Annotated in this window: 22 protein-coding genes and 2 tRNA genes; 8 read left to right on the forward strand and 16 right to left on the reverse strand. The window is 54.1% G+C overall.

Annotation, left to right across the window (positions count from 1 at the left end; all coding sequences use genetic code 11):
• Positions 1–107: 107 nt before the first annotated feature.
• Complete coding sequence (locus ABLV08_RS11535; RefSeq protein ID WP_348855863.1) at positions 108–1,547, reverse strand: EmmdR/YeeO family multidrug/toxin efflux MATE transporter; 1,440 nt, start codon at positions 1,545–1,547, stop codon at positions 108–110.
• A 193-nt stretch (positions 1,548–1,740) separates the two neighbouring features.
• Here ABLV08_RS11535 and ABLV08_RS11540 point away from each other — a divergent pair.
• Positions 1,741–1,816, forward strand: a tRNA-Asn gene (locus tag ABLV08_RS11540).
• Between the two features lie 201 nt (positions 1,817–2,017).
• Positions 2,018–2,093: transfer RNA gene (locus ABLV08_RS11545), tRNA-Asn, on the forward strand.
• Between the two features lie 92 nt (positions 2,094–2,185).
• On the opposite strand, the gene ABLV08_RS11550 is transcribed toward ABLV08_RS11545, so the two are convergent.
• Positions 2,186–2,773: a hypothetical protein gene (locus tag ABLV08_RS11550; protein WP_348855865.1), complete on the reverse strand. Its 588-nt coding sequence runs from the start codon at positions 2,771–2,773 to the stop codon at positions 2,186–2,188.
• Positions 2,774–2,904: 131 nt separating this feature from the next.
• Between ABLV08_RS11550 and ABLV08_RS11555 the strand changes: the two genes are divergently transcribed.
• Positions 2,905–3,795, forward strand: a complete 891-nt coding sequence (locus ABLV08_RS11555) for a LysR substrate-binding domain-containing protein (protein ID WP_020078378.1) — start codon at positions 2,905–2,907, stop codon at positions 3,793–3,795.
• A gap of 48 nt (positions 3,796–3,843) precedes the next feature.
• On the opposite strand, the gene ABLV08_RS11560 is transcribed toward ABLV08_RS11555, so the two are convergent.
• The 4 genes from ABLV08_RS11560 to ABLV08_RS11575 form a co-directional block, all read right to left on the reverse strand.
• A complete protein-coding gene (locus ABLV08_RS11560) occupies positions 3,844–4,182 on the reverse strand; it encodes a DUF1869 domain-containing protein (protein ID WP_015365845.1) in 339 nt (112 codons plus the stop codon).
• Positions 4,183–4,191: 9 nt separating this feature from the next.
• Entirely contained in the window at positions 4,192–4,524 is a 333-nt protein-coding gene (locus tag ABLV08_RS11565) for a DUF1971 domain-containing protein (protein ID WP_015706013.1), read from the reverse strand.
• 214 nt (positions 4,525–4,738) lie between these two features.
• A complete protein-coding gene (locus ABLV08_RS11570) occupies positions 4,739–6,655 on the reverse strand; it encodes an EAL domain-containing protein (protein ID WP_015706014.1) in 1,917 nt (638 codons plus the stop codon).
• A 10-nt stretch (positions 6,656–6,665) separates the two neighbouring features.
• Positions 6,666–7,163: a molybdopterin-dependent oxidoreductase gene (locus tag ABLV08_RS11575; RefSeq protein ID WP_015365842.1), complete on the reverse strand. Its 498-nt coding sequence runs from the start codon at positions 7,161–7,163 to the stop codon at positions 6,666–6,668.
• Positions 7,164–7,450: 287 nt separating this feature from the next.
• On the opposite strand from ABLV08_RS11575, the gene shiA reads away from it, so the two are divergent.
• Both shiA and ABLV08_RS11585 read left to right on the forward strand, forming a co-directional pair.
• Positions 7,451–8,770 (forward strand): shikimate transporter, encoded by a 1,320-nt coding sequence (gene shiA / locus ABLV08_RS11580; protein WP_032711963.1) that lies wholly within the window; start codon positions 7,451–7,453, stop codon positions 8,768–8,770.
• A gap of 13 nt (positions 8,771–8,783) precedes the next feature.
• Positions 8,784–9,524 carry a lipoate--protein ligase family protein gene (locus tag ABLV08_RS11585; protein WP_348855868.1) on the forward strand — a complete coding sequence of 247 codons (741 nt, stop codon included), beginning with the start codon at positions 8,784–8,786 and terminating at the stop codon, positions 9,522–9,524.
• A gap of 5 nt (positions 9,525–9,529) precedes the next feature.
• Here ABLV08_RS11585 and ABLV08_RS11590 read toward each other — a convergent pair whose 3' ends face one another.
• Complete coding sequence (locus tag ABLV08_RS11590) at positions 9,530–10,267, reverse strand: HPP family protein (protein ID WP_015365839.1); 738 nt, start codon at positions 10,265–10,267, stop codon at positions 9,530–9,532.
• 199 nt (positions 10,268–10,466) lie between these two features.
• On the opposite strand from ABLV08_RS11590, the gene ABLV08_RS11595 reads away from it, so the two are divergent.
• On the forward strand, positions 10,467–11,576 hold the full coding sequence (locus tag ABLV08_RS11595; RefSeq protein ID WP_348855870.1) for an adenosylhomocysteinase: 1,110 nt from the start codon (positions 10,467–10,469) through the stop codon (positions 11,574–11,576).
• A gap of 38 nt (positions 11,577–11,614) precedes the next feature.
• Here ABLV08_RS11595 and cobT read toward each other — a convergent pair whose 3' ends face one another.
• The 7 genes from cobT to dacD all read right to left on the reverse strand — a co-directional run bounded on the left by cobT (position 11,615) and on the right by dacD (position 17,594).
• A complete protein-coding gene (gene cobT / locus ABLV08_RS11600; RefSeq protein ID WP_077203621.1) occupies positions 11,615–12,673 on the reverse strand; it encodes a nicotinate-nucleotide--dimethylbenzimidazole phosphoribosyltransferase in 1,059 nt (352 codons plus the stop codon).
• Between the two features lie 27 nt (positions 12,674–12,700).
• The gene (cobS, locus tag ABLV08_RS11605; protein ID WP_047041866.1) at positions 12,701–13,441 is read right to left on the reverse strand and encodes an adenosylcobinamide-GDP ribazoletransferase; all 741 of its coding nucleotides are present in this window, start codon (positions 13,439–13,441) and stop codon (positions 12,701–12,703) included.
• Positions 13,438–13,980 carry a bifunctional adenosylcobinamide kinase/adenosylcobinamide-phosphate guanylyltransferase gene (gene cobU / locus ABLV08_RS11610; protein WP_015706019.1) on the reverse strand — a complete coding sequence of 181 codons (543 nt, stop codon included), beginning with the start codon at positions 13,978–13,980 and terminating at the stop codon, positions 13,438–13,440. Before cobU ends, cobS begins: the two co-directional genes overlap by 4 nt.
• 173 nt (positions 13,981–14,153) lie before the next feature.
• Positions 14,154–14,477 carry a DUF496 family protein gene (locus ABLV08_RS11615; RefSeq protein ID WP_015365834.1) on the reverse strand — a complete coding sequence of 108 codons (324 nt, stop codon included), beginning with the start codon at positions 14,475–14,477 and terminating at the stop codon, positions 14,154–14,156.
• 168 nt (positions 14,478–14,645) lie between these two features.
• Positions 14,646–15,704, reverse strand: coding sequence for an FUSC family protein (locus tag ABLV08_RS11620; protein ID WP_020078369.1), 1,059 nt, complete (start codon positions 15,702–15,704; stop codon positions 14,646–14,648).
• 98 nt (positions 15,705–15,802) lie between these two features.
• Positions 15,803–16,276 carry a DNA gyrase inhibitor SbmC gene (gene sbmC / locus ABLV08_RS11625; RefSeq protein ID WP_020078368.1) on the reverse strand — a complete coding sequence of 158 codons (474 nt, stop codon included), beginning with the start codon at positions 16,274–16,276 and terminating at the stop codon, positions 15,803–15,805.
• A gap of 151 nt (positions 16,277–16,427) precedes the next feature.
• Positions 16,428–17,594, reverse strand: coding sequence for a serine-type D-Ala-D-Ala carboxypeptidase DacD (dacD, locus tag ABLV08_RS11630; RefSeq protein WP_015365831.1), 1,167 nt, complete (start codon positions 17,592–17,594; stop codon positions 16,428–16,430).
• A gap of 180 nt (positions 17,595–17,774) precedes the next feature.
• Between dacD and sbcB the strand changes: the two genes are divergently transcribed.
• The gene (gene sbcB, locus ABLV08_RS11635; RefSeq protein ID WP_032706256.1) at positions 17,775–19,199 is read left to right on the forward strand and encodes an exodeoxyribonuclease I; all 1,425 of its coding nucleotides are present in this window, start codon (positions 17,775–17,777) and stop codon (positions 19,197–19,199) included.
• A gap of 38 nt (positions 19,200–19,237) precedes the next feature.
• Here sbcB and fusA read toward each other — a convergent pair whose 3' ends face one another.
• The gene (gene fusA, locus ABLV08_RS11640) at positions 19,238–21,340 is read right to left on the reverse strand and encodes an elongation factor G (RefSeq protein ID WP_348855873.1); all 2,103 of its coding nucleotides are present in this window, start codon (positions 21,338–21,340) and stop codon (positions 19,238–19,240) included.
• Positions 21,341–21,578: 238 nt separating this feature from the next.
• Here fusA and ABLV08_RS11645 point away from each other — a divergent pair, with 238 nt between their 5' ends.
• The gene (locus ABLV08_RS11645; RefSeq protein ID WP_015365828.1) at positions 21,579–21,890 is read left to right on the forward strand and encodes a helix-turn-helix domain-containing protein; all 312 of its coding nucleotides are present in this window, start codon (positions 21,579–21,581) and stop codon (positions 21,888–21,890) included.
• A 110-nt stretch (positions 21,891–22,000) separates the two neighbouring features.
• Here ABLV08_RS11645 and plaP read toward each other — a convergent pair whose 3' ends face one another.
• The gene (gene plaP / locus ABLV08_RS11650) at positions 22,001–23,359 is read right to left on the reverse strand and encodes a putrescine/proton symporter PlaP (protein ID WP_015365827.1); all 1,359 of its coding nucleotides are present in this window, start codon (positions 23,357–23,359) and stop codon (positions 22,001–22,003) included.
• Between the last annotated feature and the right edge of the window lie 270 nt (positions 23,360–23,629).

Genomic DNA, 23,629 nt, shown 5'->3' on the forward strand with positions numbered 1-23,629 from the left:
GAATATTAACGACCACGCTCAGCCATGTCAAAGGTGTTTTTTATAATGGTGTTCGTTTGCCGATTTATTCTTCACTTCGTCTAAAAAGTAACACTTATCCAGTATATTCATGACTTTTCTTCCAGCCGAGCCTTTAATCGCGGGTACTTCCACAACCAACGCCCGGTGATCATCCGGCGATAGAACAACAGCCCGCGCACCGCCCAGTCGAGCACCATACCCAGCCAGACGCCGATGACGCCCATGCCCAGCATAATCCCCAGCGTATAGCCAGCTACCACCCGGCAGCCCCACATACCCAGCATCGACACCCACATGGTGTAACGCACGTCGCGCGCGCCTTTAAAGGCGCAGGGCAAGGTCCAGGAGAGCGACCAAATTGGCATAAACAGGGCATTGAGCCACAATAACTCTTTAACCACCACTTTTACGTCTTCTTCGCTGGTGTAGAACGAAGCGATCAGGCCAGCGAACGGCGCGGTGCCCCAGGCAATAAGCGTCAGAATAATAGTCGACAGCCAGAACACGAACCAGGCCTGACGTTCCGCCTGACCAACCTGCCCTTTCCCCAGCCGTTTACCGGTAATAATGGTAGAAGCCGATCCCAGCGCGTTACCCGGCAGGTTAATTAACGAAGCCACCGAGAAGGCAATAAAGTTCCCGGCGATGACGTTGGTCCCCATACCGGCAACAAACATCTGCGTCAGCAGCTTGCCGCCGTTAAACAGTACCGATTCGATGCTCGCCGGGATACCAATACCCATCACCTCCCAGATAATGGCAAAGTTAAACGGCTTAAAGTAACTCTTCAGCGAAATACGCAGCGCCGGGTTAAAACCTGTCATCAATACCCAAATGGTTGCCAACGCGCCAATATAGCGGGCAATAGTCAGCCCCAACCCGGCGCCGACAAAGCCGAGCCCCGGCCAGGAGAAGATGCCGTAAATCAGGACACTGCTGATAATAATATTGAGAATATTCATCCCGCCGTTAATTAACAGCGGTATTTTGGTGGTCCCCGCGCCGCGAAGCGCGCCGCTACCAATTAAGGCAATGGCCGCCGCCGGATAGCTCAGCACGGTCAGTTCGAGATAGGTTAGGGCCAGCGCTTTAACCTGAACCGTGGCGTCGCCGGCAACGATATCGATAATTTGCTGGCCAAAGGCGTGAATAACCGCCGCCAGCACGATTGAGAACAAGGTCATGATCGCCAGCGATTGCCGCGCAGCCGCCCTCGCCCGTTTTCTGTCGCGCTTGCCGAGGCTGAAGGCCACTACCACTGTGGTGCCAAGATCAATTGCGGCAAAGAACGACATGATGACCATATTAAAGCTATCGGCTAACCCCACCCCGGCCATTGCTTCTTTGCCGAGCCAGCTTACAAGGAAAGTACTCAGCACGCCCATCAATAATACGCAGGCGTTTTCCAGCAGGATCGGTACGGCAAGGGGACTGATTTCACGCCAGTAGAGCACACGATAGCTCTTGCGCTTTTTAAACCAGGACGTGCGCGCTACGGCCTGGCGTACTGCTGAAGTGACGTTCAAGGGAGACCTTAGTGAGAAGAGTTGAAACAACATTTCAAATGATGATTGAGAAATGCTAATCCTGCAAAGTATTTTTCCTGGTAAATTGTCGGCAAATACGACAAATTGTTGATAGATGCGGCAGGCGTGACGCTGCAGTTGAATTGATGTTTGACAAAAATTTTTTCGCCGCTAAGATACCACTCCACACGATTCCTCTGTAGTTCAGTCGGTAGAACGGCGGACTGTTAATCCGTATGTCACTGGTTCGAGTCCAGTCAGAGGAGCCAGATTCAAAAAAGCCTGCTTACGAGCAGGCTTTTTTATTTCCACAACTTTAGCTTTTCATCCCTCTGAATTCGCTCAAATTTTCGTTTAAAAAGTAATAAAATCACCGCTACTGCTGAATTTACCAGCGAACGATCGCAAAAGACGTATTCTCCTTTGACATCCCGTAACACACTCGCTAACATGCGCCCCGTTCACACGATTCCTCTGTAGTTCAGTCGGTAGAACGGCGGACTGTTAATCCGTATGTCACTGGTTCGAGTCCAGTCAGAGGAGCCAGATTCAGAAAAGCCTGCTTACGAGCAGGCTTTTTGCTTTCTTATCGCAATACTTTCAATCTATCTCTATTCAGAAATTATCTACGCGTTCGATCATTCGTATTTGATGCTGTGCTCATCCTGCCGCCTGATTTTCACCAGCACCGCACCCAGCAACGCCAGATCCGCCAGCACCGCCAGAGCGTAGACAAAGCCTCCCTTTCCTGAATCGGCATAGTGATTGGTTAGCAGAATCGCCAGGGTAATAAAAACGATACTCGCTATCGTCGGGATGTTCGGCATCATCCCCAAAAAACCTCTTTCTGCCGCATGGGTTTGCCAGACAATGCCCAGCCCTAATCCACCAAAGACGATTCCCGGAATGAGCTCCAGCCAACCGTGTTCGCTATTCCATATCACCAGAACCAGCAACCAACCTATAGCGGACAGCACAAAGGCATAACACGATATTGTCACGCTATAATGCGCTGGCCACGGCTGCCAACGCGCGATTGCATAGCCAACAGCAAAAGCTCCCGCCAGCGCCAATAGCAACGCCAAACTGGCGATAGCGCCGATGATGGCGGAAATGCTCAATAACAGCGCGCCTGCCGCGAATAAGCTGCTTAGCGCGATAGCTTGCGCACGCGGTTCAGCACCGGATGTCGCTACCGCAGCACGCGGGTGCAGGAAAATACTCATTTTTCACTCCTGACATTCTCAAACGATGATGAATTAAATTCAGCTCTTATTTCACATTTCAGTAGACTAGCGCCTGTATAATTACCCACACAAACGCATAGATTTCAGCCATAGATGAGAAAAACTCAGCCATGAGAAAAAACCGTCTCCCCCCGCTGGGCGCGCTACGCGCCTTTCATGCCGTTGCCCGCTGCCGCAGTTTTAAACGCGCCGCCGATATGCTCGGGGTGAGCGCTACCGCAGTAAGTCATCAAATCAAGCTGCTGGAATCTGTGCTGGAGTGCCGGGTCTGTGAACGCAATGCCCTTGGCGTCAGCCTTACCGAAAGCGGCGAAATTCTCTATGTCGGAACCCAGCGCGCCTTTAGCGCGCTGGAAGAGGCTACCGCGCAAATTGTTCGCTCACACCAGCCGCCGTCGCTCACCGTCACCACGACTTCCAACTTTCTGACTCACTGGCTGGTACCGAGACTGGCAGCATTTAAAGCGAAATTCCCCGCCATTGACCTGCGGCTACATACCAGCGTCGAACGGGTGGATCTCAACCAGCGCAGCGTGGATGTCGCGATTCGCTATCGTGAAACGCCGGAGCGCGAACTGCACTGTACCTTGCTACATGAAGACCGATTTATCGTCGTCGCCAGCCCCGCGCTGGGTATTACACGGCTGGAGGATTTGCATCACGCGACCCTGTTCCACGTTGAACATCGTCACGTTCCGGCAGATTCGCCGGGCTGGGAGAACTGGCAACGCCGCTACGGACCACCGCAGCTGAATATCGACGCAGGGTTAACCTTCAGCGACGAGACGCATGCGCTACAGGCGGCGGTGGCGGGACAAGGCGTGGTGATTGCCAGCGAACTGCTGGCGCGCGATCTGTTGCAACGCGGGGTATTAACGGCGCCATTTGAAATGTTCTTACCGGGAGCAAACTATTATCTGGTGGCGACACAAGAGTTAGCCCAGCGCGCCGATATCAGCGCCTTGCGGGACTGGTTACTGCAGCAGATAGCGATGAGTTGAAACCAGAGATAGAGGCAGATATCGGACGATATCTGCCTGACTGAATTTTTACCAACCGCAGACGTTAGTCTCTTCGTCAGACTCATAACCGCGCACAATATTGATGAGCTCTTTCACCGCATCAGCGGCATGCAGTGGATCCTGAAGCGCCTCGATTGCAGCAAAATCTTTATCTACCGATACACCGTTATTATTGTTCGTCACCATCAGGCTGAACCCTTTGCCCTGTGCGTTATCGGTTGAAAGATCCTGAAGCAATTCCGCTACTGCCTGAACCGCGATATCAGGGACATAAAGCGCCATCGGCTTGAGATAAATTTTCTCTCGTTTTTCATTATTGTTGTTATTGACTATCGCTAATGAGTAACCTTTATTTTCACTGTTCATAGACTCAACTTATCCCTCAATCAGAATTTTAGGGTCGACGTAAAAATCGACATTAAATACAGTATCGTCAGTTAATGCCTCAATGCAGTGCCATTTTTCCGGAGGAAAGACACCAAACTGCCCCGCTTCAATAGTCATCGTTTCAACAGGGTCTGGGCTCGTTTCATCGGCATAACCATAATAGCGTATTGCGCCCTGCATCACCGATAAACGCGGGTAGACGCCCTGTCGCGTACCGGCATCAAGATGGCGCTTCCAGATGGACGCGGGCGCGGTCTCTTTGGTCCACATGGGGGTGGAACGGGTCTGAACATAATGGGTAGGTATAATGATTCGTTGCATGATTTGCCTCTCTTTCCGCGCCGTGAAATAGCGCCGCGAATGGAACGATATATTGCATATCATATACCCCTTTCAATTGCTAAGGGTATTATTTTTTCGAATCTATTTTACCTACCACTATTTATACCCATTACGGATTATCGTTATTTAAAATATAAAAAAGCGCCAGTGATAGTTCACCGGCGCCAGTTTAAAGACTGAGGATTATCTTGTTTCAGTTGTTATTTAACTGCCCCGGCTTGCCAATTAAATAGCCCTGAACGAGATCGCAACCCAATTGTTGCAGCGAGGTTAATTGTTCCTCGGTTTCAACACCTTCGGCGACAATGCGCATATGTAAGCTTTTCCCCATACTGATGATCAGGCGCACAATATCGAGGTCATCTTTTTGCATAGGTATATTGACCACAAACGAGCGATCAATTTTGATCTTATCAAAGGGGAAATAACTTAACCGTGACAATGACGAATACCCGGTGCCAAAATCGTCAATCGAAATCTGAATCCCCTGCTCGCGTAACTGGCTGAGGATCTCCAGCGAGCGCGTATTTTCGTTAAATACATCAGATTCCGTAATCTCAAGATCAAGGCGCCGCGGGTCGAGGCCCGTCTTCTTTAGCACCGCAACCACCGTGTCTGTGAGTGAGGTATTGATAAGTTGAATCGGTGAGACGTTAACCGAAACTTTCAGTGGTTGCTCCCAGCGGGCCGCTTCCTCACAGGCGGTCTTCAGCACCCACTCGCCAAGTTGGTTAATCAGGCCGGTTTTCTCCGCCACCGGGATAAATTCCGTAGGCGGTACCATGCCCCGCAGCGGATGAAACCAGCGAACCAGCGCTTCGTAACCATAAATTTCACGCGACACCGTGTCGGCGATCGGCTGGTAGTAAACCTTGAACTGGTCATTTTCCAGCGCATGCAGCAGATCGTCCTCAAAGGATTTGTTGTCCTGTAAACGTTGCAACATGCCGGGACGGAAAATCTCCACATGTCCCGCACCGGATTTTTTCGCTTCATACAACGCCAGATCGGCACATTTGTATAAGTAATCGGTGCGACTTTCAGCATCGGAGATTACGATGCCAATGCAAGCCCCGATGTTAATTAATGAATCGTAGATCTGGTACGGCTGACTGATTTTCTCGCGGATCACATCCGCCCGCTCCAGCGCCATTTCTTCGCTCAGATCCTGCGATACCAGGGCAAATTCGTCGCCGCCAAGCCGGTACAGCGTCTCTGATGTTTTACGGAAAAACGACAGGCGGCTGGCGAGCTCCTGCAGCAGTTTGTCACCGGCATCATGTCCCAGCGTATCATTCACATCTTTAAAATTATCCAGGTCGAACAGCATAACCACAGCGCAACCATGATAAGGTTTCACGTGATTAACCACTTCCTGTAGCCTCTGCCAGAAAGAGAGACGATTAGGCATCCCTGTTAACGAATCGTGATAAGCATCATATTGCAACCGGCGGTTCTGTACCTGCAGTTTCTCTTTCGACAGCTGCAAGTCATTCGCGAGCAATTTCATGCGCACATGAGCGCGTCGCAAGTTGTTATTTTGCCGAAGCATCAATAGCCCAAGAGTGATACACATCGTAATCAGCAAGATTGAAATCACCGAATAGATGTAATAGAGATGCTGAATCTTATCGTGCGTAAGATTAACGACATCAAAGTCCTGCGCCAGGGTCATGGAGGCCAGTGAGGTCATCGGACCATCTAACTTACTCATGGTATGCAGCAGAGTCACCATCTGCTCAGGCGTCATGGTGTCCAGTTGCCGATCGAGTTGATCGAGGATCTGAATCAGACTGGTCACCGTTGCCTGCCGCTGCTCGCTTTTTCTGATGAACTGGCCAAGATCGCCCTGTTGCAGCAGCTCGATCTGACTCATCATTATTTCCAGGCGCAGGCGTACCTCATCGCGGTCGGTCCCCTTCACGTTCAGCGCCAGGGCGCTTAAACGAGCCTCGAGACGCATGTATTCGGAGACCATCTGAGACACAGACCACGAGTCGGTATAACGGGTTAATTTTTGCAGCTCACTCTGCCGCTCATGCACCAGATAGGTAATGTATCCGGTGACGATAAAAAGCGACAAAATAATGGCAGTGAGTATTCGATTCAAGATCAGAGCCTTACTCAATTATAATCTTTGAAACCTGCCATGCCGAGCGGGAATAATAGATTTGGTTCTGTAACTCCGCGCTACTATCGTAGGGATAAACAATAAAAAGAGGCCCTTTATCACGAATGCGCATATATTCACCATTCATCTTCAGCGCCAGGATCACCGGGAATTTATGAAAATCCTCCACCGGTACCTCAGTAGTATAATCGTTAAGGGCCATCACCTTCGCCGTCTTACCTTGCGCGCCCACTAAGTCCATAAGTTTGCTAAGTGAAATACCATCAAAGCGCACTTTCCCTGAATACCACGGAGTAGTGGTGATCACTGTCTCATTGCCCAATTTTTCTAGCGCGGCAATGTCAAATACGGCGGTATCACCTTCGTTTGTATTGGTAATCTTTCCTGAAATGGTTAAAACGGGTTTGCCTGTTGGCGCAGGCAGTTTTTCTGCGAAAGCATTGGGTAAAACCAAAACATAAAATAAAACTGCAAAAATTAGACGCATATCACCCACCATATCCAGCGTTGGAGATAGTAATTGTAAACCATTTACGTGAATTCTTAAAAGCTGTCCCAGTAGGGCCACAAAAATAAAATAGTAGTTATGGTCAACAGTTAACCCACACCAGTGGTGGAAATTAAATGTTCGATTTAGACATTTTTTACTTTATTGTCTTTCATGCTGGTAAAAAACTTTTCAGCTGCGCTTATGCGCGGTAATCTCCTTAACGGCGCGAAGATAAGAAAGCGTCTCATTCAAATAATAACAAGTTAACAACAAACAGGACAGGCATGGACTCAACGCTTATTTCTCCCGACTCCGGCAAGGGGGTTGCTTCTCTTCATCGCGCTCGTCGTGCGGCATGGGGAAGCTTTGCTGGCGCCGTCGTCGACTGGTACGATTTTCTGTTGTACGGCATTACCGCCGCACTGGTGTTCAACCGCGAATTTTTCCCACAAATTGGCCCGGCGATGGGCACGCTCGCAGCCTTCGCGACCTTCGGCGTCGGCTTCCTCTTCCGCCCGCTCGGCGGCATTATCTTCGGCCATTTCGGCGACCGTTTAGGCCGTAAGCGCATGCTGATGATGACCGTGTGGATGATGGGAATCGCCACCGCCTGCATCGGCCTACTGCCTTCCTTTAACCAGATTGGCTGGTGGGCGCCGGTTTTGTTGGTTATTTTACGCGCAGTGCAGGGCTTCGCCGTCGGCGGCGAATGGGGCGGCGCGGCGTTGCTGTCGGTTGAAAGCGCGCCAAAAAACAAAAAGGCGTTCTATAGCAGCGGCGTGCAGGTGGGTTATGGCGTCGGTCTGTTACTCTCTACTGGGCTGGTATCGCTTATCAGCAGTTTCACCACCGATGAGCAGTTCCTTAGCTGGGGCTGGCGCCTGCCATTCCTGTTTAGCGTAGTGCTGGTACTGGGGGCATTGTGGATCCGCAACGGCATGAGCGAGTCGGCAGAATTTGAACAACAGCTGCAGAAAACGCCAGCCGCGGTGAAAAAACGCCTGCCGGTACTGGAAGCGTTGGCGCGCCATCCCGGCGCCTTCTTATTGATCATCGCCCTGCGCCTGTGTGAACTGTTAACGATGTACATCGTGACCGCCTTCGCCCTCAACTACTCGACACAAAACCTCGGCCTGCCCCGTGAACTGTTCCTCAATATTGGGTTGCTGGTGGGCGGTATTAGCTGTATTACCATTCCCTGCTTTGCGTGGCTGGCGGATAGGTTTGGCCGCCGTCGTATCTATATTACCGGGGCACTGATCGGAACATTAAGCGGCTTCCCCTTCTTTATGGCGCTGGAGCAGCACTCGCTGTTCTGGATCCTGTTTTTTGCCCTGATGCTGGCCAACATCGCCCATGATATGGTGGTCTGCGTACAGCAGCCGATGTTTACCGAAATGTTTGGCGCCAGCTATCGTTACAGCGGCGCAGGCGTAGGCTACCAAGTGGCCAGCGTGGTCGGCGGAGGTTTTACGCCATTTATCGCCGCCGCGCTGGTCACCTTCTCTGGCGGGTCATGGCATAGCGTGGCGATTTATCTGACGGTCGGCTGCCTGCTCTCCGCCGTTACGGCGATGTTGATGAAAACCCGCCATCCGGCATAAAAAGGGAGGCTTTATGCGCGAACCACATAACGCAGGCTGTTTGCCCATCCGCTTCAATATCGGCGGATTACCGATTGTCCAATGCGATGATCCCACGCTCGCCGAACAGCCTCTGTTCGAGCGCGCGCGCCGCGGCGAAGCCGTCGCTCAACTCTGGCAGGCGCCGCAAGGGTTCGTGGTTCCTGGCAGTTACCGGAAATTCGCCAATCTGGCCACCGTCAGTGAATCCTTTGCCGCCCGTGGCTGGCCGGTGTGGATGCGTCGATCCGGAGGCGGGCTGGTGCCGCAGGGACCGGGGATCCTCAACCTGAGTCTTGCCTGGCCGGTAATCCAGCCATTAGGCGAGGCCGCCGAACCCATCTATCTGTTGTTATGTGGAATATTGCAACGCACGCTTTCGACTCTTGGCGTCGAAAGCCATTTTCAGGCCGTCAGCGGTTCTTTTTGCGACGGCCGCTATAATCTGGCCTGCGGTGAGGGAGAAAACGCGCGCAAGATTGCCGGTACCGCTCAATACTGGCGGCCCGTAGCCGAAAGCCAGGGTCACATCGTCCTGGCTCACGCCGTGATATTACTGGATGCCGATCTGCAGGCCGCGCATCAGGCGGCCAATGATATCGAGGCGCTGCTCGGCAGCGGTAAGGTCTACCGCGCGGACAAAACGATTACGCTCGCCGAATTATTGCCCGGTGAACCCGACCTCATCGAGCGATTCAGGCTGGCGCTAGCTAAGGCATTGCAAGGGGTGTCTTAATAGCATCACTGACGCGCTTTTTGACCGGCGGCGAGACGCAGTCGAGCCTGCTGTTCGATATTCTCCAGTAGTTCCTGCACATCGTCCTCGCCGATATCAAGGAACTGCCCTTCCATCAGCGCGGCGTGAATATCTTCGCGAGTGACTGCAATCCCCATCGGCACTACATTCGGCTTCACCTCTTCCGCCGCCAGCGGATGCGGATAGCGACGCCCGACCAGATTGTTGAAGACGATCGCCAGCAGCGCCAACATCATGGAGTTCAATAATACCGGCGTCAGCACAAACTGGTAGCCTTCACTGTGTACGCCGGCGCCGCCAAGGATGGCCGTGAGCGCCACCGCGCCGCCAGGTGGATGCAGACAACGCAAAAAGTACATCCCGGCGATCGCCAGCGCCGCCGCCAGGCCGCAGGCGATTGCCGTATCCGGCACCAGTAGTCCGACGGTGACGCCGATCAGCGCCGAAAGCACGTTGCCGCCAACGATAGACCAGGGCTGAGCAAGCGGGCTGCTGGGCACGCCAAATAGCAATACCGCCGAGGCCCCCATCGGCGCAATAAACCACAGATTTACCTCACCCAACAGCCAGTGGCTGAACATACTGGTCACCGCCAGTCCGGTTCCCGCACCGATCGATCCCAGCACAATATGCTTTTTAGCAACGGGTAAGGCATGAGGTTTTAAACGGCCAAGAAAAATACGCGCGCGAGAAAATAGCGGGCGCTGTAAAACGCGTAACATCGAACGAATCGCTCACATCATAGGAATAAATGATGTTTCATTGTCTTTATTTAACCATTCATTAACAACCATGTATTTATGATGCCTATTATTTGCAACTTTACCGGGCAGTGTGGGTTATGTGATTTTTACACCCTGCGTTAGAATCATCTTCCCCACCGGGGTTAAACCCACTCTACGGATTAAAGGTCACAATACGGTGAATAATAAGACAAATTTAACGAAAGAAGTGGCATGGGCCAGCCAGAATATGCCGCGTACCCTGCGTCAGGTGGCGGCCCTTCCTGACCTCAGCGAAGTGCGCCTGGCCTGCTGTATGCATCTCGATATGAAAATGATCCCGCTGGTGCAGGGGCTCCTTGAGAAAGGGGCGAAAGTCTTTTTGACCACCTGCAATCCAACCACCGTGCAGGATGAGGTTGTCTCCTGGCTGGTGGAGCGCGGCGCGGAAGCCTGCGCCTGGCGCAATATGAGTGATGCCGACTGGCAACAATCATGGGAAAAAGCCATCGCCTGGGGGCCAACTCACCTTTGTGAAATGGGTGCAGATATTACCACCCTGCTCCACCAGCGTGGCGAGTTCGGCGATGTCGTCGCCGGCCTTGAAGCCACCGGCTCCGGCGTCAATCGCCTCGGTGATATTCGCCCCGGCTACCCTATCTTTAACTGGGATGATCTGCCGGTCAAAGAAGGGCTACATAACCGCCATATGGTTGGCCTGACGGCCTGGCACACATTCTTCCAGACTACTCACCTGACCCTACATGAGAAAAAAGTGCTGGTGATCGGCTACGGCCTGGTCGGGCAAGGCGTCGCCGCCGCGGCAAAAGCCTTCGGCGGCCAGGTTATGGTGGCGGAAATCGATCCCGCGCGCCGTTTACAGGCCGCTTATGACGGCTGGCATGTCGTGGATTTACAGGATGCCATCGCATCAGCCGACGTCGTCGCTACCGCCACCGGCGGCAAAAAAGTGGTCAACAGCCTGGCGCTGGACAGCGCTAAAGATGGCGTATTTATTCTCAACGTCGGCCACGTGGCGGAAGAGATTGACTGCGAACACCTGCGCCAGTTCCCGCATGAAGAGGTTATGCCCTATATCAACGCTTATCGGATGCCGGGGAAAACAATCTATCTAATGGCCGATGGCTCAATGCTCAACCTTACCGCCGGTTTTGGCGATAGCCTGAATGCGTTTGATGTCACCCTTGCGGTGATGGCTAGCGGCATTCGTCATATCGTTACCGACGGCATGCAGGCTAAAGCGGATGTTTATCTGCTGCCGCAAAGCGTGTGGCAGCAGGCGCTGTAAGCACTGTTTCGGGGGGCTGGTCGGCGCCCCGAAGCCGCTTAACGGGTTTCCGGCAGCACGATATTGCTCTCAGCCAGCGTCCCCATATTGTTGAACATTGCCCCTGCCGCCTCGACCAGATGCATGGCTAACGCCGCGCCGCTGCCCTCGCCTAAGCGCATGCCCATCTCCAGATAAGGTTGCAACTGCAGGTGCTCCAGCGCAATACTTGCCCCCTTCTCCGCCGACAGATGCGACGGAATCAGGTACGGATGCAACTGTGGCGCGATCCGGCAGGCCGCCAGTGCTGAAGCGTACGATAAAAAGCCATCGAGTATCACCGGCAATCCGCAGGAAGCGGCGCCCAGCATGACCCCAGCCATCCCGAGCAAGTCAAAACCGCCCACTTTTGCCAGCACGTCGAGGCCATCGCCCGCTGACGGCTGATTGACCGCTATCGCCCGGCGTACCACTTCCGCCTTATGCGCCAGTTGCGATACCGGCAGGTTTGCGCCGATGCCCACAACATCGCCGGCATCATGGCCGGTCAGCACGCTGACCACGGCCGCAGCAGGCGTAGTGTTCGCCATTCCCAACTCGCCCACGCCGAACAGACGCACGCCCTGGTCCGCAAGCTGGCGGGTGTAGCGCATGCTCGCCAGCAGCAGCGCTTCGGCCTGCTCCCGGCTCATCGCCGCGGTACAGGCAATATTGCCGCTGCCGCGCGCCACTTTCATATTTACCAGCCCAGGGATCGGTTCGGCGTCAATACCGATGTCAACTACCTGAACATCAGCCCCTGCCTGCGCTGCCAGCACGCAAACGCCAGTATTCTTACGGGTCATATTGGCCGCCTGGATAGCGGTCACCGTTTGTGGCGAGACGGTAACACCTTCATGCCAGACGCCGTGGTCGGCGCACATGACCACGATAGTTTTGCGTGCAAAATGTAGCCCGCCCTGTAGCCCCGGCATACCTCCCAGCTGAACCGCCAGCGTTTCCAGACGCCCCAGGCTGCCGGGAGGTTTCAACAAGCCGTCAATATGCTCACGAGCCCGCGACATCGCGCTTTCGTCCGGTCGCGGGATGGCCGCTAACCATTCAGTTATTGTATTCATATGCTTCCTGTCAGCGCGGTGTGTGCTCTATAGCAACGCCAGTAAAAAGATAACTTCGCCCAGTTCAATGGCCGCTCCCAGCGTATCGCCGGTTTGCCCGCCCAGCGTGCGCTTCAGCGCCTGGCCAAGCGCCGATACCACCAGCAGCGTTATAACCGCAGCCAGCAGGCCACGCACGCCCAGCAGCAGCGTTGCCAGCGCCAAGGATAGCGCCAGGGTAATGACGGTCTGACGGAAAGTCACCTTGCCAATAAATACGTTACCAAGCCCCTGCTCCCGGGCATAACGCTGGCGGTACATTAGCAACACCGACATCCCACGCGCCACAGCGCAGGCGGCAGCCAACGCCGCCAGCATTGAGGTACCGCGCAGCGCCAGTTCGCTAATGACGAATACCTTCGCCACCAGCACAAAGATCAGCGCCAGCCCGCCGTGCGTCCCGAGCCGACTATCGCGCATGATCTCCAGCATCCGCTCGCGGCGGCGGGCGGAAAAGATCCCATCGCAGGTATCCGCCAGGCCATCAAGATGAAAACCGCCGGTCAGCAGCGCCAGCGCCAGTACGGCAAACAGCGCGGCCAACGGCAGGCCGCACCAGGCATGAAGCACCAGCATCACCAGCCCGGCAATCGCGCCGAGTAGTAACCCCACCAGTGGAAAAGTAACAATCCCGCGCTCATATTGATCGATTTCCAGCCCCTGCGACCAGCGGGCCGGAACCGGCAAGCGGCTCATAAAAGAAAGCGTGGCAAAGAACGATTTAATCATTTGATTTTGACTCCTATCCCTGAAACAACCAGCCACACCTCATCGGCAGCCGCGGCCAGCATCTGATTCACGCGCCCGGCAATATCACGAAAATGCCGCGCCAGCCGGTTGTCCGGCACGATTCCCAGCCCCACCTCATTGGTAACCAACAGCACCGGCGATGGGCAGGCGCGGCAGGCAGCAATCAGCTGAGTGATTTCTTGCGTGACTGCCTTTTCCATCGCAGCGTAATCCCATTCTTCAGGATCCGTTTCCCCACCTTCAGCGAACAGAATATTGGTGACCAGTGTAGTGACGCACTCAAGCAAAATGGCTTCATCGGGTTCATTATCGGGGGTAATGAGTGGCGTTAGATCACGGCTGCGCTCTGCAGTACGCCAATGCGGCGGGCGGCTATTGCGGTGATGTTGAATGCGTGCGGCCATTTCATAGTCAATAGCGGCTGAAGTGGCGATATAGAGCACCGACGCGAAGGATTGGAGTAAAGATTCGGCGTGACGGCTTTTGCCGCTACGCGCGCCGCCGGTAATCAGTATCATCGCGGCGGTACCTGTAGCTGGGACAGCATGTGATAAACCCTTCCGGTATCAATAAGTTCACGGCGGCAGTATAACAAACTGTCGGCTTAAAGGGCGATGCTTATACGGAGGTTTAACGGCAGGAAGATGGAGGAGCCCGGCGGCAAGCACTGCCGCCGGAACTAATGAGAGGTTTATTCGCCGACTTTGGCTTCACCCATCACTTTGAGTTTTTTGGAGATGTCGCGACGTTCTTTCGACAACTCGGCGTTTTTGATGATGTAATCGTCAACGCGGTCTTCATAATCGGTTTTCATGCTGGCGATGATACCCTGAATGGCTTCAACGCTCATACCCGGCTTGATGTAGTCGCTGAGGTTGTCCAGCAGCAGGACACGCTTCTGGTTATCACGGATCTTTTTCTCAACGTCCTGAATTTCACGCTGCAGTTTGTTCTTACGACGGAACAGACGAACAAACTCCAGAACGTCCTGGAAAGAAGGCTTAGTTGTTTCCATTTTTACACCCCTAATATTTGAGATTCGGATTCGCTAAAGCGACTGCCCTATAGGGCTAACATAACTGCTAGCAGTCGCTGATGACAATGTTTTTTCCTTTGCGTTTATCATAACCCTAAATGCTGCTGAATCGAAGCAACCTGTTCACTTCGCGCACGTATCTGTCTTTTATTTGCGCAGCGCGCGGCAAATAAGGTGCGACAGCAGCTCAAGCTGGCGCGCCAGCTCAATGGTCAGCCAAACATAGCCGTGAATCGGCGTTTCCGACAGATTATCGCCCTGATGCTCTTTGATAAGCTGTCGCAACTCGACCACGATCTCGTTGAGCTTCTCGGTGTTGGCGCGTACCGGCTGCGGGTTTCCCTCATACAGAGCATGGGCGATAGTCAGCAACGTTTGCTGGGTCATCTGTTGGGTTTCGCGCAAAGTCTGGGCGTTAAGCATCACAAAATGGCCCTGGCGAGAGGCCCAATAAGCGTTGATCTGCAGTTCCAGCATGCATACCAGATTACGGCTGACGGTCTGGATGGCTTCGAAGATTGCTTTCTGAATATGCGTTTCTTTGCTGGCCGGGGTTATCAACCCACGCATTTTCACCACGTCATTGAGCGCTTTCTGAAGATGTTTTTCCAGCCGCGGGCGCTCAACCAGATTCGGCGAAAAACCGGCCTGATACAGCCGATTAAACGTTGTGACATAATTCGCCATCTGGATGCGCCAGTGCAAAAACGCCCGCTGCGGCCATATACCGGTAAACAGCATCGCCAACAGTGAACCGAAGATAACATCGCCGCTTCGCCACAGCGCGGTGTTCATATCGCCCGGCGGCGCGCCCACCACCACCGCCAGCGTAATGCCAATCAGCAGCGCCTGATAGGGCCGCTTGCCGAGCGCCAACCAGCCGCAAAGGAACATCGCCACCGCGCACCACAGCACCATGATTGGCAGTGAGATAAGCTCGAGTTTGAGCGCCACCAGCCCCAGTACCGAACCGAGGATAGTGCCGCCAATACGTTCGAAGGCCCGCGGCACCACATTGCCCCAGAAAGAGATAGGCCCCATCACCACCACCAGGGTGATCAGAGGCCAGGTGCCCTCCGGCACGTTCAGCAGACGCACCAGCAGGAAGGTCAGGACAAAAGCCAGCGCGATGCGGATACCGTGCACAATTCGGTAATGACGATACAGACGGATCTCAAATGGCTTAAGTGATTTATCAGCGCGCACGGCCTGCTCCGGCAAACAGAAAAGGCCAATTGTAGCCGCTTTTTTCACGAGCGCACTGCGCTAATGTAAAAAACCTTGTCAAGATAAGGGATAACGACTTACGAGCCGATACGGTTCACCGCCACATACATCTCAATATCCCAGTGACCATCCTGGTTGCCATCGTTAAGATAAATTTCAAAACAGGGCTTATCCGCGATTTCGAACTCGCTGCTCTGCAGCAGGCTGTCAAAGAACTGCAGCCACGGCGTGGAGAAGTCATGGTTAATGACCCGCGCGCTGGCGCAGGCGTAATCGCCGCCGGCAATTGCGGTGAGGATGACCCCTTCACTATTCGGCGGGATGACGTAATCATCCGCCACGGTAACAACGGTGTCACAACGCAGTTTTTCCGCCGGTACCTGCTGCGGATTATCATAATAAACCGCGACCCACTCCTGCGCAGGCACCTGGTGGTGACTGACCCACGCCGCCAGTTGTTCAAACCCCTGCTTTACGGTCTGCTCCCAGGGGCCAACCATATGAAACCCGGCAATCTTGCGGGCATCGAGAGATTGAATGCTGTAGTTCATAGCGCCTCCAGCGTTGATAAAATACTGTATAAATATACACCAAATTTAGCAGCCGGATGAACAACAGTATGTGCGCGGATTCACAGAGTCGCCACAAGCGCGAAATGAATAAAGCCCGCCGCAGAGTGCGGCGGGCCAGAGGGTAACAAGATTAAATGCCGTGATGCAGATAATCGCTCAGGCGGGAAAACATCCCACCCTTGCCGACGCTTTCCAGGGTCACCAGCGGCCAATGCCCGACCACTTTGTCGCCATCGTAAAGCGAGATTTCGCCCACGCGTTGGTTAGCGGCGATCGGCGCTTCCAGATCCTTGGTATCCAGCACATATTTTGCTTTGATACGTGGAACTTCTGATTTCGGGATCGCGAGCCAGAAGTCCTGATCGGTGCCGAGCTTGATCTGCTCTTTGTCGCCATACCAGATATGTTCGACGCCGACCTGCTTACCTTTTTGCAGCACCTGCACGGTGTCGAAGTTCTGCTGACCCCAGTGCAGCAGTTTAGCCGCCTGCTCTTCTCGCCCTTTTGGACTATCGGCCCCCATCACCACGGCAATCAAACGACGCTGGCCATCGACCGCCGAGGCAATAAGATTGAAGCCCGCTCCTGAGGTATGGCCGGTTTTCAGGCCATCGACATTCATGGTTTTGTCCCACAGCAAACCGTTACGGTTCTGCTGGGTGATACCGTTCCACGTCAGGCTTTTTTCGCTATACATGTGATAGACATCCGGCTCGCCGTGAATAATCGCCCGCGACAACACCGCTAAATCATAGGCGGAGCTATGCTGGCCAGGCGCGTCGAGTCCGTGGACGGTTTCAAAATGGGTGTCTTTCAAATGCAATTTTTCAACGTAGCTATTCATCAACGCGACAAATTGCGGTTGGCCGCCGGCGACATAGTCAGCGAGCGCGACGCAGGCGTCATTACCGGAATCGACGATCAGCCCGCGGCTAAGATCGCGAACGCTAACCCGATCGCCCGCTTTAAGGAACATCAGCGAAGAACCGTTAAACACCGGATTGCCCTTGGCCCAGGCATCCTTACCGACGGTGACCATATCATCAAAGGTAATGCGATGGCTGTCGATGGCGCGGTCGACAACGTAACCGGTCATCAGTTTGGTCAGGCTGGCGGGGTTACGCTGTTGGTGTTCATTACCGGCGGTCAGGATTTGACCGGTAGTGTAGTCCATCAGCACCCAGGAACCGGCCTGGATCGATGGCGGCGTCACGGTGACGGGCAAATCAGCGGCAGCAAATGCGCAGGAAACGCTCGAAGCGAGCAAAGTTACAGCAAATAAAAAACGGCCTTTCAACGGCATATCCTCAAGATTTACAGATTCGCCGTCCTTTTTACGGAAGTTCGCCTGAGAGATCAGGGCTAAATTGCAAGAAAATATGACATGACAGTAGATGCATCTGACCGTTACCCTTCTGATGGCTCTACAAATCGTTTACCATACGGAATGCCTTACACCATGGATAACGAATCGATTATGCAAGACAGCGCCAATCAGCCTGGATTTTTATTCCACGACTACGAAACCTTCGGTACCAGCCCTTCGCTCGACCGGCCGGCGCAGTTCGCCGCCATCCGTACCGATAGCGATCTGAATGTCATTGGCGAACCAGAAGTCTTCTACTGCAAGCCTGCGGACGACTACCTGCCGCAACCACAGGCGGTGATGATTACCGGAATTACGCCACAGGAAGCGCTGGCCAAAGGCGACAACGAGGCCGCTTTCGCCCGCCGCATCAACGATCTGTTCACGGTGCCGAAAACCTGTATCGTCGGCTACAACAATGTCCGCTTTGATGATGAAGTCAGCCGTAATATTTTTTACCGCAACTTTTACGATCCGTACGCCTGGAGCTGGCAGCATGATAATTCGCGCTGGGACCTGCTGGATGTGATGCGCGCCTGCTATGCCCTGCGCCCGGAAGGTATCAACTGGCCGGAAAATGAAGATGGTCTGCCAAGCTTCCGCCTTGAGCATCTGACCGTCGCGAATGGCATAGAGCATAGCAATGCCCACGATGCGATGGCCGATGTATACGCCACTATTGCGATGGCGAAACTGGTGAAGACCCATCAGCCGCGCCTGTTTGACTATCTGTACAGTCATCGAAATAAACGCAAGCTGGCGACGTTAATCGACGTGCCGCAGTTGAAACCACTGGTCCACGTTTCCGGTATGTTCGGCGCCGCCCGCGGCAACACTAGCCTGGTCGCGCCGCTGGCCTGGCATCCGGATAACCGCAATGCGGTGATTATGGTTGACCTGGCGGGGGATATGTCGCCGTTGTTGGAGCTCGACGCCGATACATTGCGCGAGCGCCTGTATACTCCACGAGACGAACTCGGCGATTTACCTGCAGCGCCGATTAAGCTGGTGCATTTAAATAAATGCCCGGTGCTGGCGCAGGCCAATACGTTGCGTCCGCAGGATGCCGACCGTTTAGGTATCAATATTCAGCGCTGCCTGGAGAACGCCCAACTGCTGCGCGCAAATCCGCAGGTACGTGAGAAAGTGGTGGCCCTGTATGCCGAAGCCGAACCGTTCGTGCCATCGGATAATGTTGACGCCCAACTGTACAACGGATTCTTTAGCGATGCCGATCGCGCGGCGATGAAGATAGTGCTGGAAACCGAACCGCGTAACCTGCCAGCGCTGGATATTACGTTTGCGGATAAACGCATTGAACGCCTGCTGTTTAACTACCGCGCGCGTAACTTCCCCGGTACGCTTGATGAAAACGAACAGCAGCGCTGGTTAGAGCACCGCCGTAACGTCTTTACGCCAGAGTTTTTGCAGGCCTATGCCGATGAACTGCAGGTGATGTATCAACAGTATGCTGACGATAGTGAAAAACAAGCCCTGTTGAAAGCGCTGTGGCAATATGCGCAGGAAATCGTTTAACCCGGGCCAGGCCGTCACCGTAGCCCGGGAGTACTGACTTAACTTTTCGCGCGGCTGGCGATGATATCGTCGGCCACGTTACGCGGCGCTTCTGCGTAATGATGGAACTCCATGCTATAGGTCGCACGACCCTGCGACATCGAGCGCAGCGTGGTGGAATAACCGAACATTTCGGCCAGCGGCACATCGGCACGAATAATCTGGCTACCGAAACGCTCCTCCATCCCCTGCACCATTCCGCGACGGGAAGAGAGATCGCCCATAATATTGCCGGCGTACTCTTCCGGTGTCTCCACCTCGACGTGCATCACCGGCTCCAGGATCACCGGGTCCGCTTTTCGCGCCCCTTCCTTAAAGCCGAAAATCGCCGCCATACGGAAAGCCATTTCGGAGGAGTCGACGTCATGATACGAACCAAACGTCAGGGTCGCTTTAACGTCGACAACCGAATAGCCCGCCAGCACGCCGGTGCCCATCGCTTCACGCAGCCCTTTTTCCACAGAAGGGATGTATTCACGCGGTACGACCCCGCCTTTGGTGGCATCTTCAAACATAAAGCCGCTCCCCGCCGCCAAGGGTTCCAGGGTCAGCACGACGTGCCCATACTGCCCCTTACCGCCGGACTGACGCACAAATTTGCCTTCCACATCCTTCACCGTTTTACGGATGGTTTCCCGATAGGTAACCTGCGGACGGCCAATATTCGCCTCAACGCCGAACTCGCGTTTCATACGGTCGACGATAATCTCCAGATGCAACTCCCCCATCCCGGAGATAATCGTCTGCCCGGACTCTTCATCGGTATGCAGGCGGAACGACGGATCCTCGGAAGCCAACCGCTGTAGCGCAATGCCCATTTTCTCCTGGTCGGCCTTGGTCTTCGGTTCAATCGCCAGCGAAATGACCGGTTCCGGGAACTCCATACGCTCAAGAGTGATGACCGCATCCGGATCGCACAGCGTATCGCCCGTCGTGACATCTTTTAGACCAACACAGGCGGCAATATCACCGGCATGCAGCTCGTCGACTTCGTGGCGATCGTTGGCATGCATCAGCACGATGCGCCCGATACGCTCTTTCTTGCCCTTCACCGGGTTAAAGACCGCATCGCCTTTTTTCAACGTCCCGGAATAGACGCGAATAAAGGTCAACTGGCCGACGTAGGGATCGGTCATGAGTTTAAACGCCAGCGCCGACAGCGGCTCATCGTCGCTCGGGTGACGCTCCGCCGGTTGCCCCTTATCATCAATGCCCTGAATCGCCGGAATATCCAGCGGCGACGGCATTAACTCAACGACCGCATCGAGCATCCGCTGCACGCCTTTATTTTTAAAGGCGCTGCCGCAGAGCACCGGCTGGATTTCGCCGCCGACCGTGCGTTTACGTAGCCCGGCCACAATTTCCGCTTCGCTCAGTTCACCGCTTTCGAGATATTTATCCATCAGCTCATCACTGGCTTCCGCCGCAGCCGAAACCATTTTTTCCCGCCACTCCTGAGCCGTCGGTAGCAGGTCATCAGGCACAGGCGCATAGCTGAACGTCATCCCCTGCGTTGCATCATCCCACAGAATGGCCCGCATCTTTATCAGGTCGACGACGCCGGTAAAATGCTCTTCGGCGCCAATGGGGATAACAATCGGCACCGGATTGGCCTTCAGGCGATCGATCATCATTTGCACCACGCGGAAGAAATCGGCCCCCGGGCGGTCCATTTTGTTAACGAAAGCCAAGCGCGGGACGTGATACTTATTAGCCTGCCGCCAGACGGTCTCCGACTGCGGCTGTACGCCGCCGACCGAGTCATAGACCATCACCGCGCCGTCCAGCACGCGCATCGAACGTTCTACTTCGATGGTAAAGTCCACGTGCCCCGGGGTATCAATGATATTGATACGATGGGGCTCAAAGCTTCGGTCCATCCCGGGCCAGAAGCAGCTTACCGCTGCGGAAGTAATGGTAATCCCACGCTCCTGCTCCTGCGCCATCCAGTCGGTAGTTGCCGCGCCATCGTGTACTTCACCCAGCTTATGGCTCATCCCGGTGTAAAACAGAATGCGCTCAGTGGTGGTGGTTTTGCCGGCATCGATATGCGCGGAGATACCGATGTTGCGATAACGTTCGAGGGGGATGGGTCGGGGCATGATGCGTCCTTAGTCATTTTGACTGTCAATGAGCGGCTAAATCTGCCGCGGTTAGGTTTACGGCATCTATAATAGTACAACTGTACGAGTATATTCGAACTATTTTCACTATCACTGCTATCGGTCAGCTTGCGACGGCGCGCGTGGCGCAAGAAAAGGAGTTTGGGTATAGTAGCCGCCAGCCGCCGATACGGGTTGCTGTTCGCGTGAACAGCACAACCGCCGACACAGGAATATTATGATCGCCAATCACCCCGAACGTGAACAAATTCGCCTCGAAAATGTTCTTTTTGCCCTGGGCAACCCCTTGCGGCTGGAAATCATTCGCACGCTCTCCGACGGCAGCGAGCAGAGTTGTAACGCATTGCGCAAAGAAGATATCGCTAAATCCACCATGACTCACCACTGGCGGGTGCTGCGCGACAGCGGCGTGATCTGGCAACGCCCTCAGGGGCGGGAAAATCTCATTTCGCTTCGCCGCGACGATTTGGATGCCCGTTTTCCAGGGCTGTTGGATACGCTGCTTAATGTGATGCGACAGGAGAAGTAAGCCATCCCTATGCCCCCGGTAAAGCGACAGCCGCCAGCGGGGAAAACCAGCGGACGCCAGAAACAAAAAAGCCGGAGGTCTCCCTCCGGCTTTTCTATCATAAAGCGTAATTATGCAACGTCTTCGTACTGCGGTACCGGGTTGCGGAAGCTTTTGGTTACGCACGCCAGGTAAATCAGACCGATACCGGCCCAGATCAGACCCAGGATCATCGAGCTCTCTTCCAGGTTAACCCACAGCGCGCCCACGGTCAGGGCGCCGCACATCGGCAGGAACAGATACTGGAAGTGGTCTTTCAGCGTCTTGTTGCGTTTCTCGCGGATCCAGAACTGCGAGATAACCGACAGGTTAACGAAGGTGAACGCCACCAGCGCACCGAAGTTAATCAGCGCAGTCGCCATCACCAGGTCAAAGTTAATCGCCAGCAGCGCGATCGCGCCAACCAGGATGATGTTCATCGCCGGGGTGCGCCAGGTCGGATGCACGTAGCCGAAGAAGCTTTTCGGGAATACGCCATCACGGCCCATCACGTACATCAGACGCGCAACGCCAGCATGCGCCGCCATACCGGAAGCCAGCACGGTGATGGTGGAGAAGATCAGCGCGCCTACCTGGAAGGCTTTACCTGCCACATACAGCATGATTTCAGGCTGTGAGGCATCCGGATCCTTAAAGCGCGAGATATCCGGGAAGTACAGCTGCAGGAAGTAGGTGGCAAAAATGAAGATCAGGCCGCCAATCAGCGCAGTCAGGAAGATAGCGCGCGGAATAACGCGTTCTGCATCTTTGGTCTCTTCAGACAGATTGCTGATGCCGTCAAAGCCGGTAAATGAGAAGCAGAGTATCGTCGCCCCGGTAATCATTGGGATAACGTGCGCATCGCCGGACCAGAACGGACGACTGCTGGCCAGCGTACCGGCGCCCTCGCCTTCAAATACGCCATACACCACCATGCCGAGGATCACGGCAATCAGTACCACCTGCAGCACCACGATAACGGTGTTGAAGTTGGCGACGGACTTGATGCTGCGCAGGTTAAAGGCGGTCATGAACGCGACCAGCGCGATAACAAACACCCACGATGGAATCGAAGGCACCAGCGCTTCAAAGTAGATTTTCGCCAACAGGATGTTGATCATCGGCGCGAACAGGTAGTCGAGCAGAGAAGACCAACCCACCATGAAGCCAACGGTCGGGCTAATGGATTTCTGGGCGTAGGTATACGCGGAACCCGCGGAAGGATAACGGCGTACCAGCTTCCCGTAGCTCAGCGCAGTAAAAAGAATAGCGATTAACGCAAAGGCGTAGGCCGTCGGCACGTGACCGTCGGTCATACCAGAGACGATACCAAACGTATCGAACAGCGTCATCGGCTGCATATAGGCCAGGCCCATCATTACAACCGGAACTAACGTAAGGGTTTTACGTAATTCCACGCGAGAGGTATTTGGAGTAGCGTTATGCGACATAGTTATCCCCTTTTACGGCGAAGGCCAGCGCGTAAGCAAAAAATTGCCCCATTTCTTTCTATTCCTCAGCGACAACGACTGTCGGTTTTTAGTAAATATCTATCCGGTACGAAGCCCGGCCTCTTGGTATTGAATGATGTGTCTTTCGACCAAAAAAATAACCGACACTTTAAAAAAAGCGTCGGCTAGTCTCTGGTTTTCAGGCTGCGTATTTTGCAACAACTTCTGGCTTAATGACAAGATGTTGAAAGGTTTATTAATAGGCTAAGA

It is taken from the genome of Klebsiella sp. CN_Kp088, from assembly GCF_040064335.1.
Lineage (GTDB): Bacteria > Pseudomonadota > Gammaproteobacteria > Enterobacterales > Enterobacteriaceae > Klebsiella > Klebsiella aerogenes.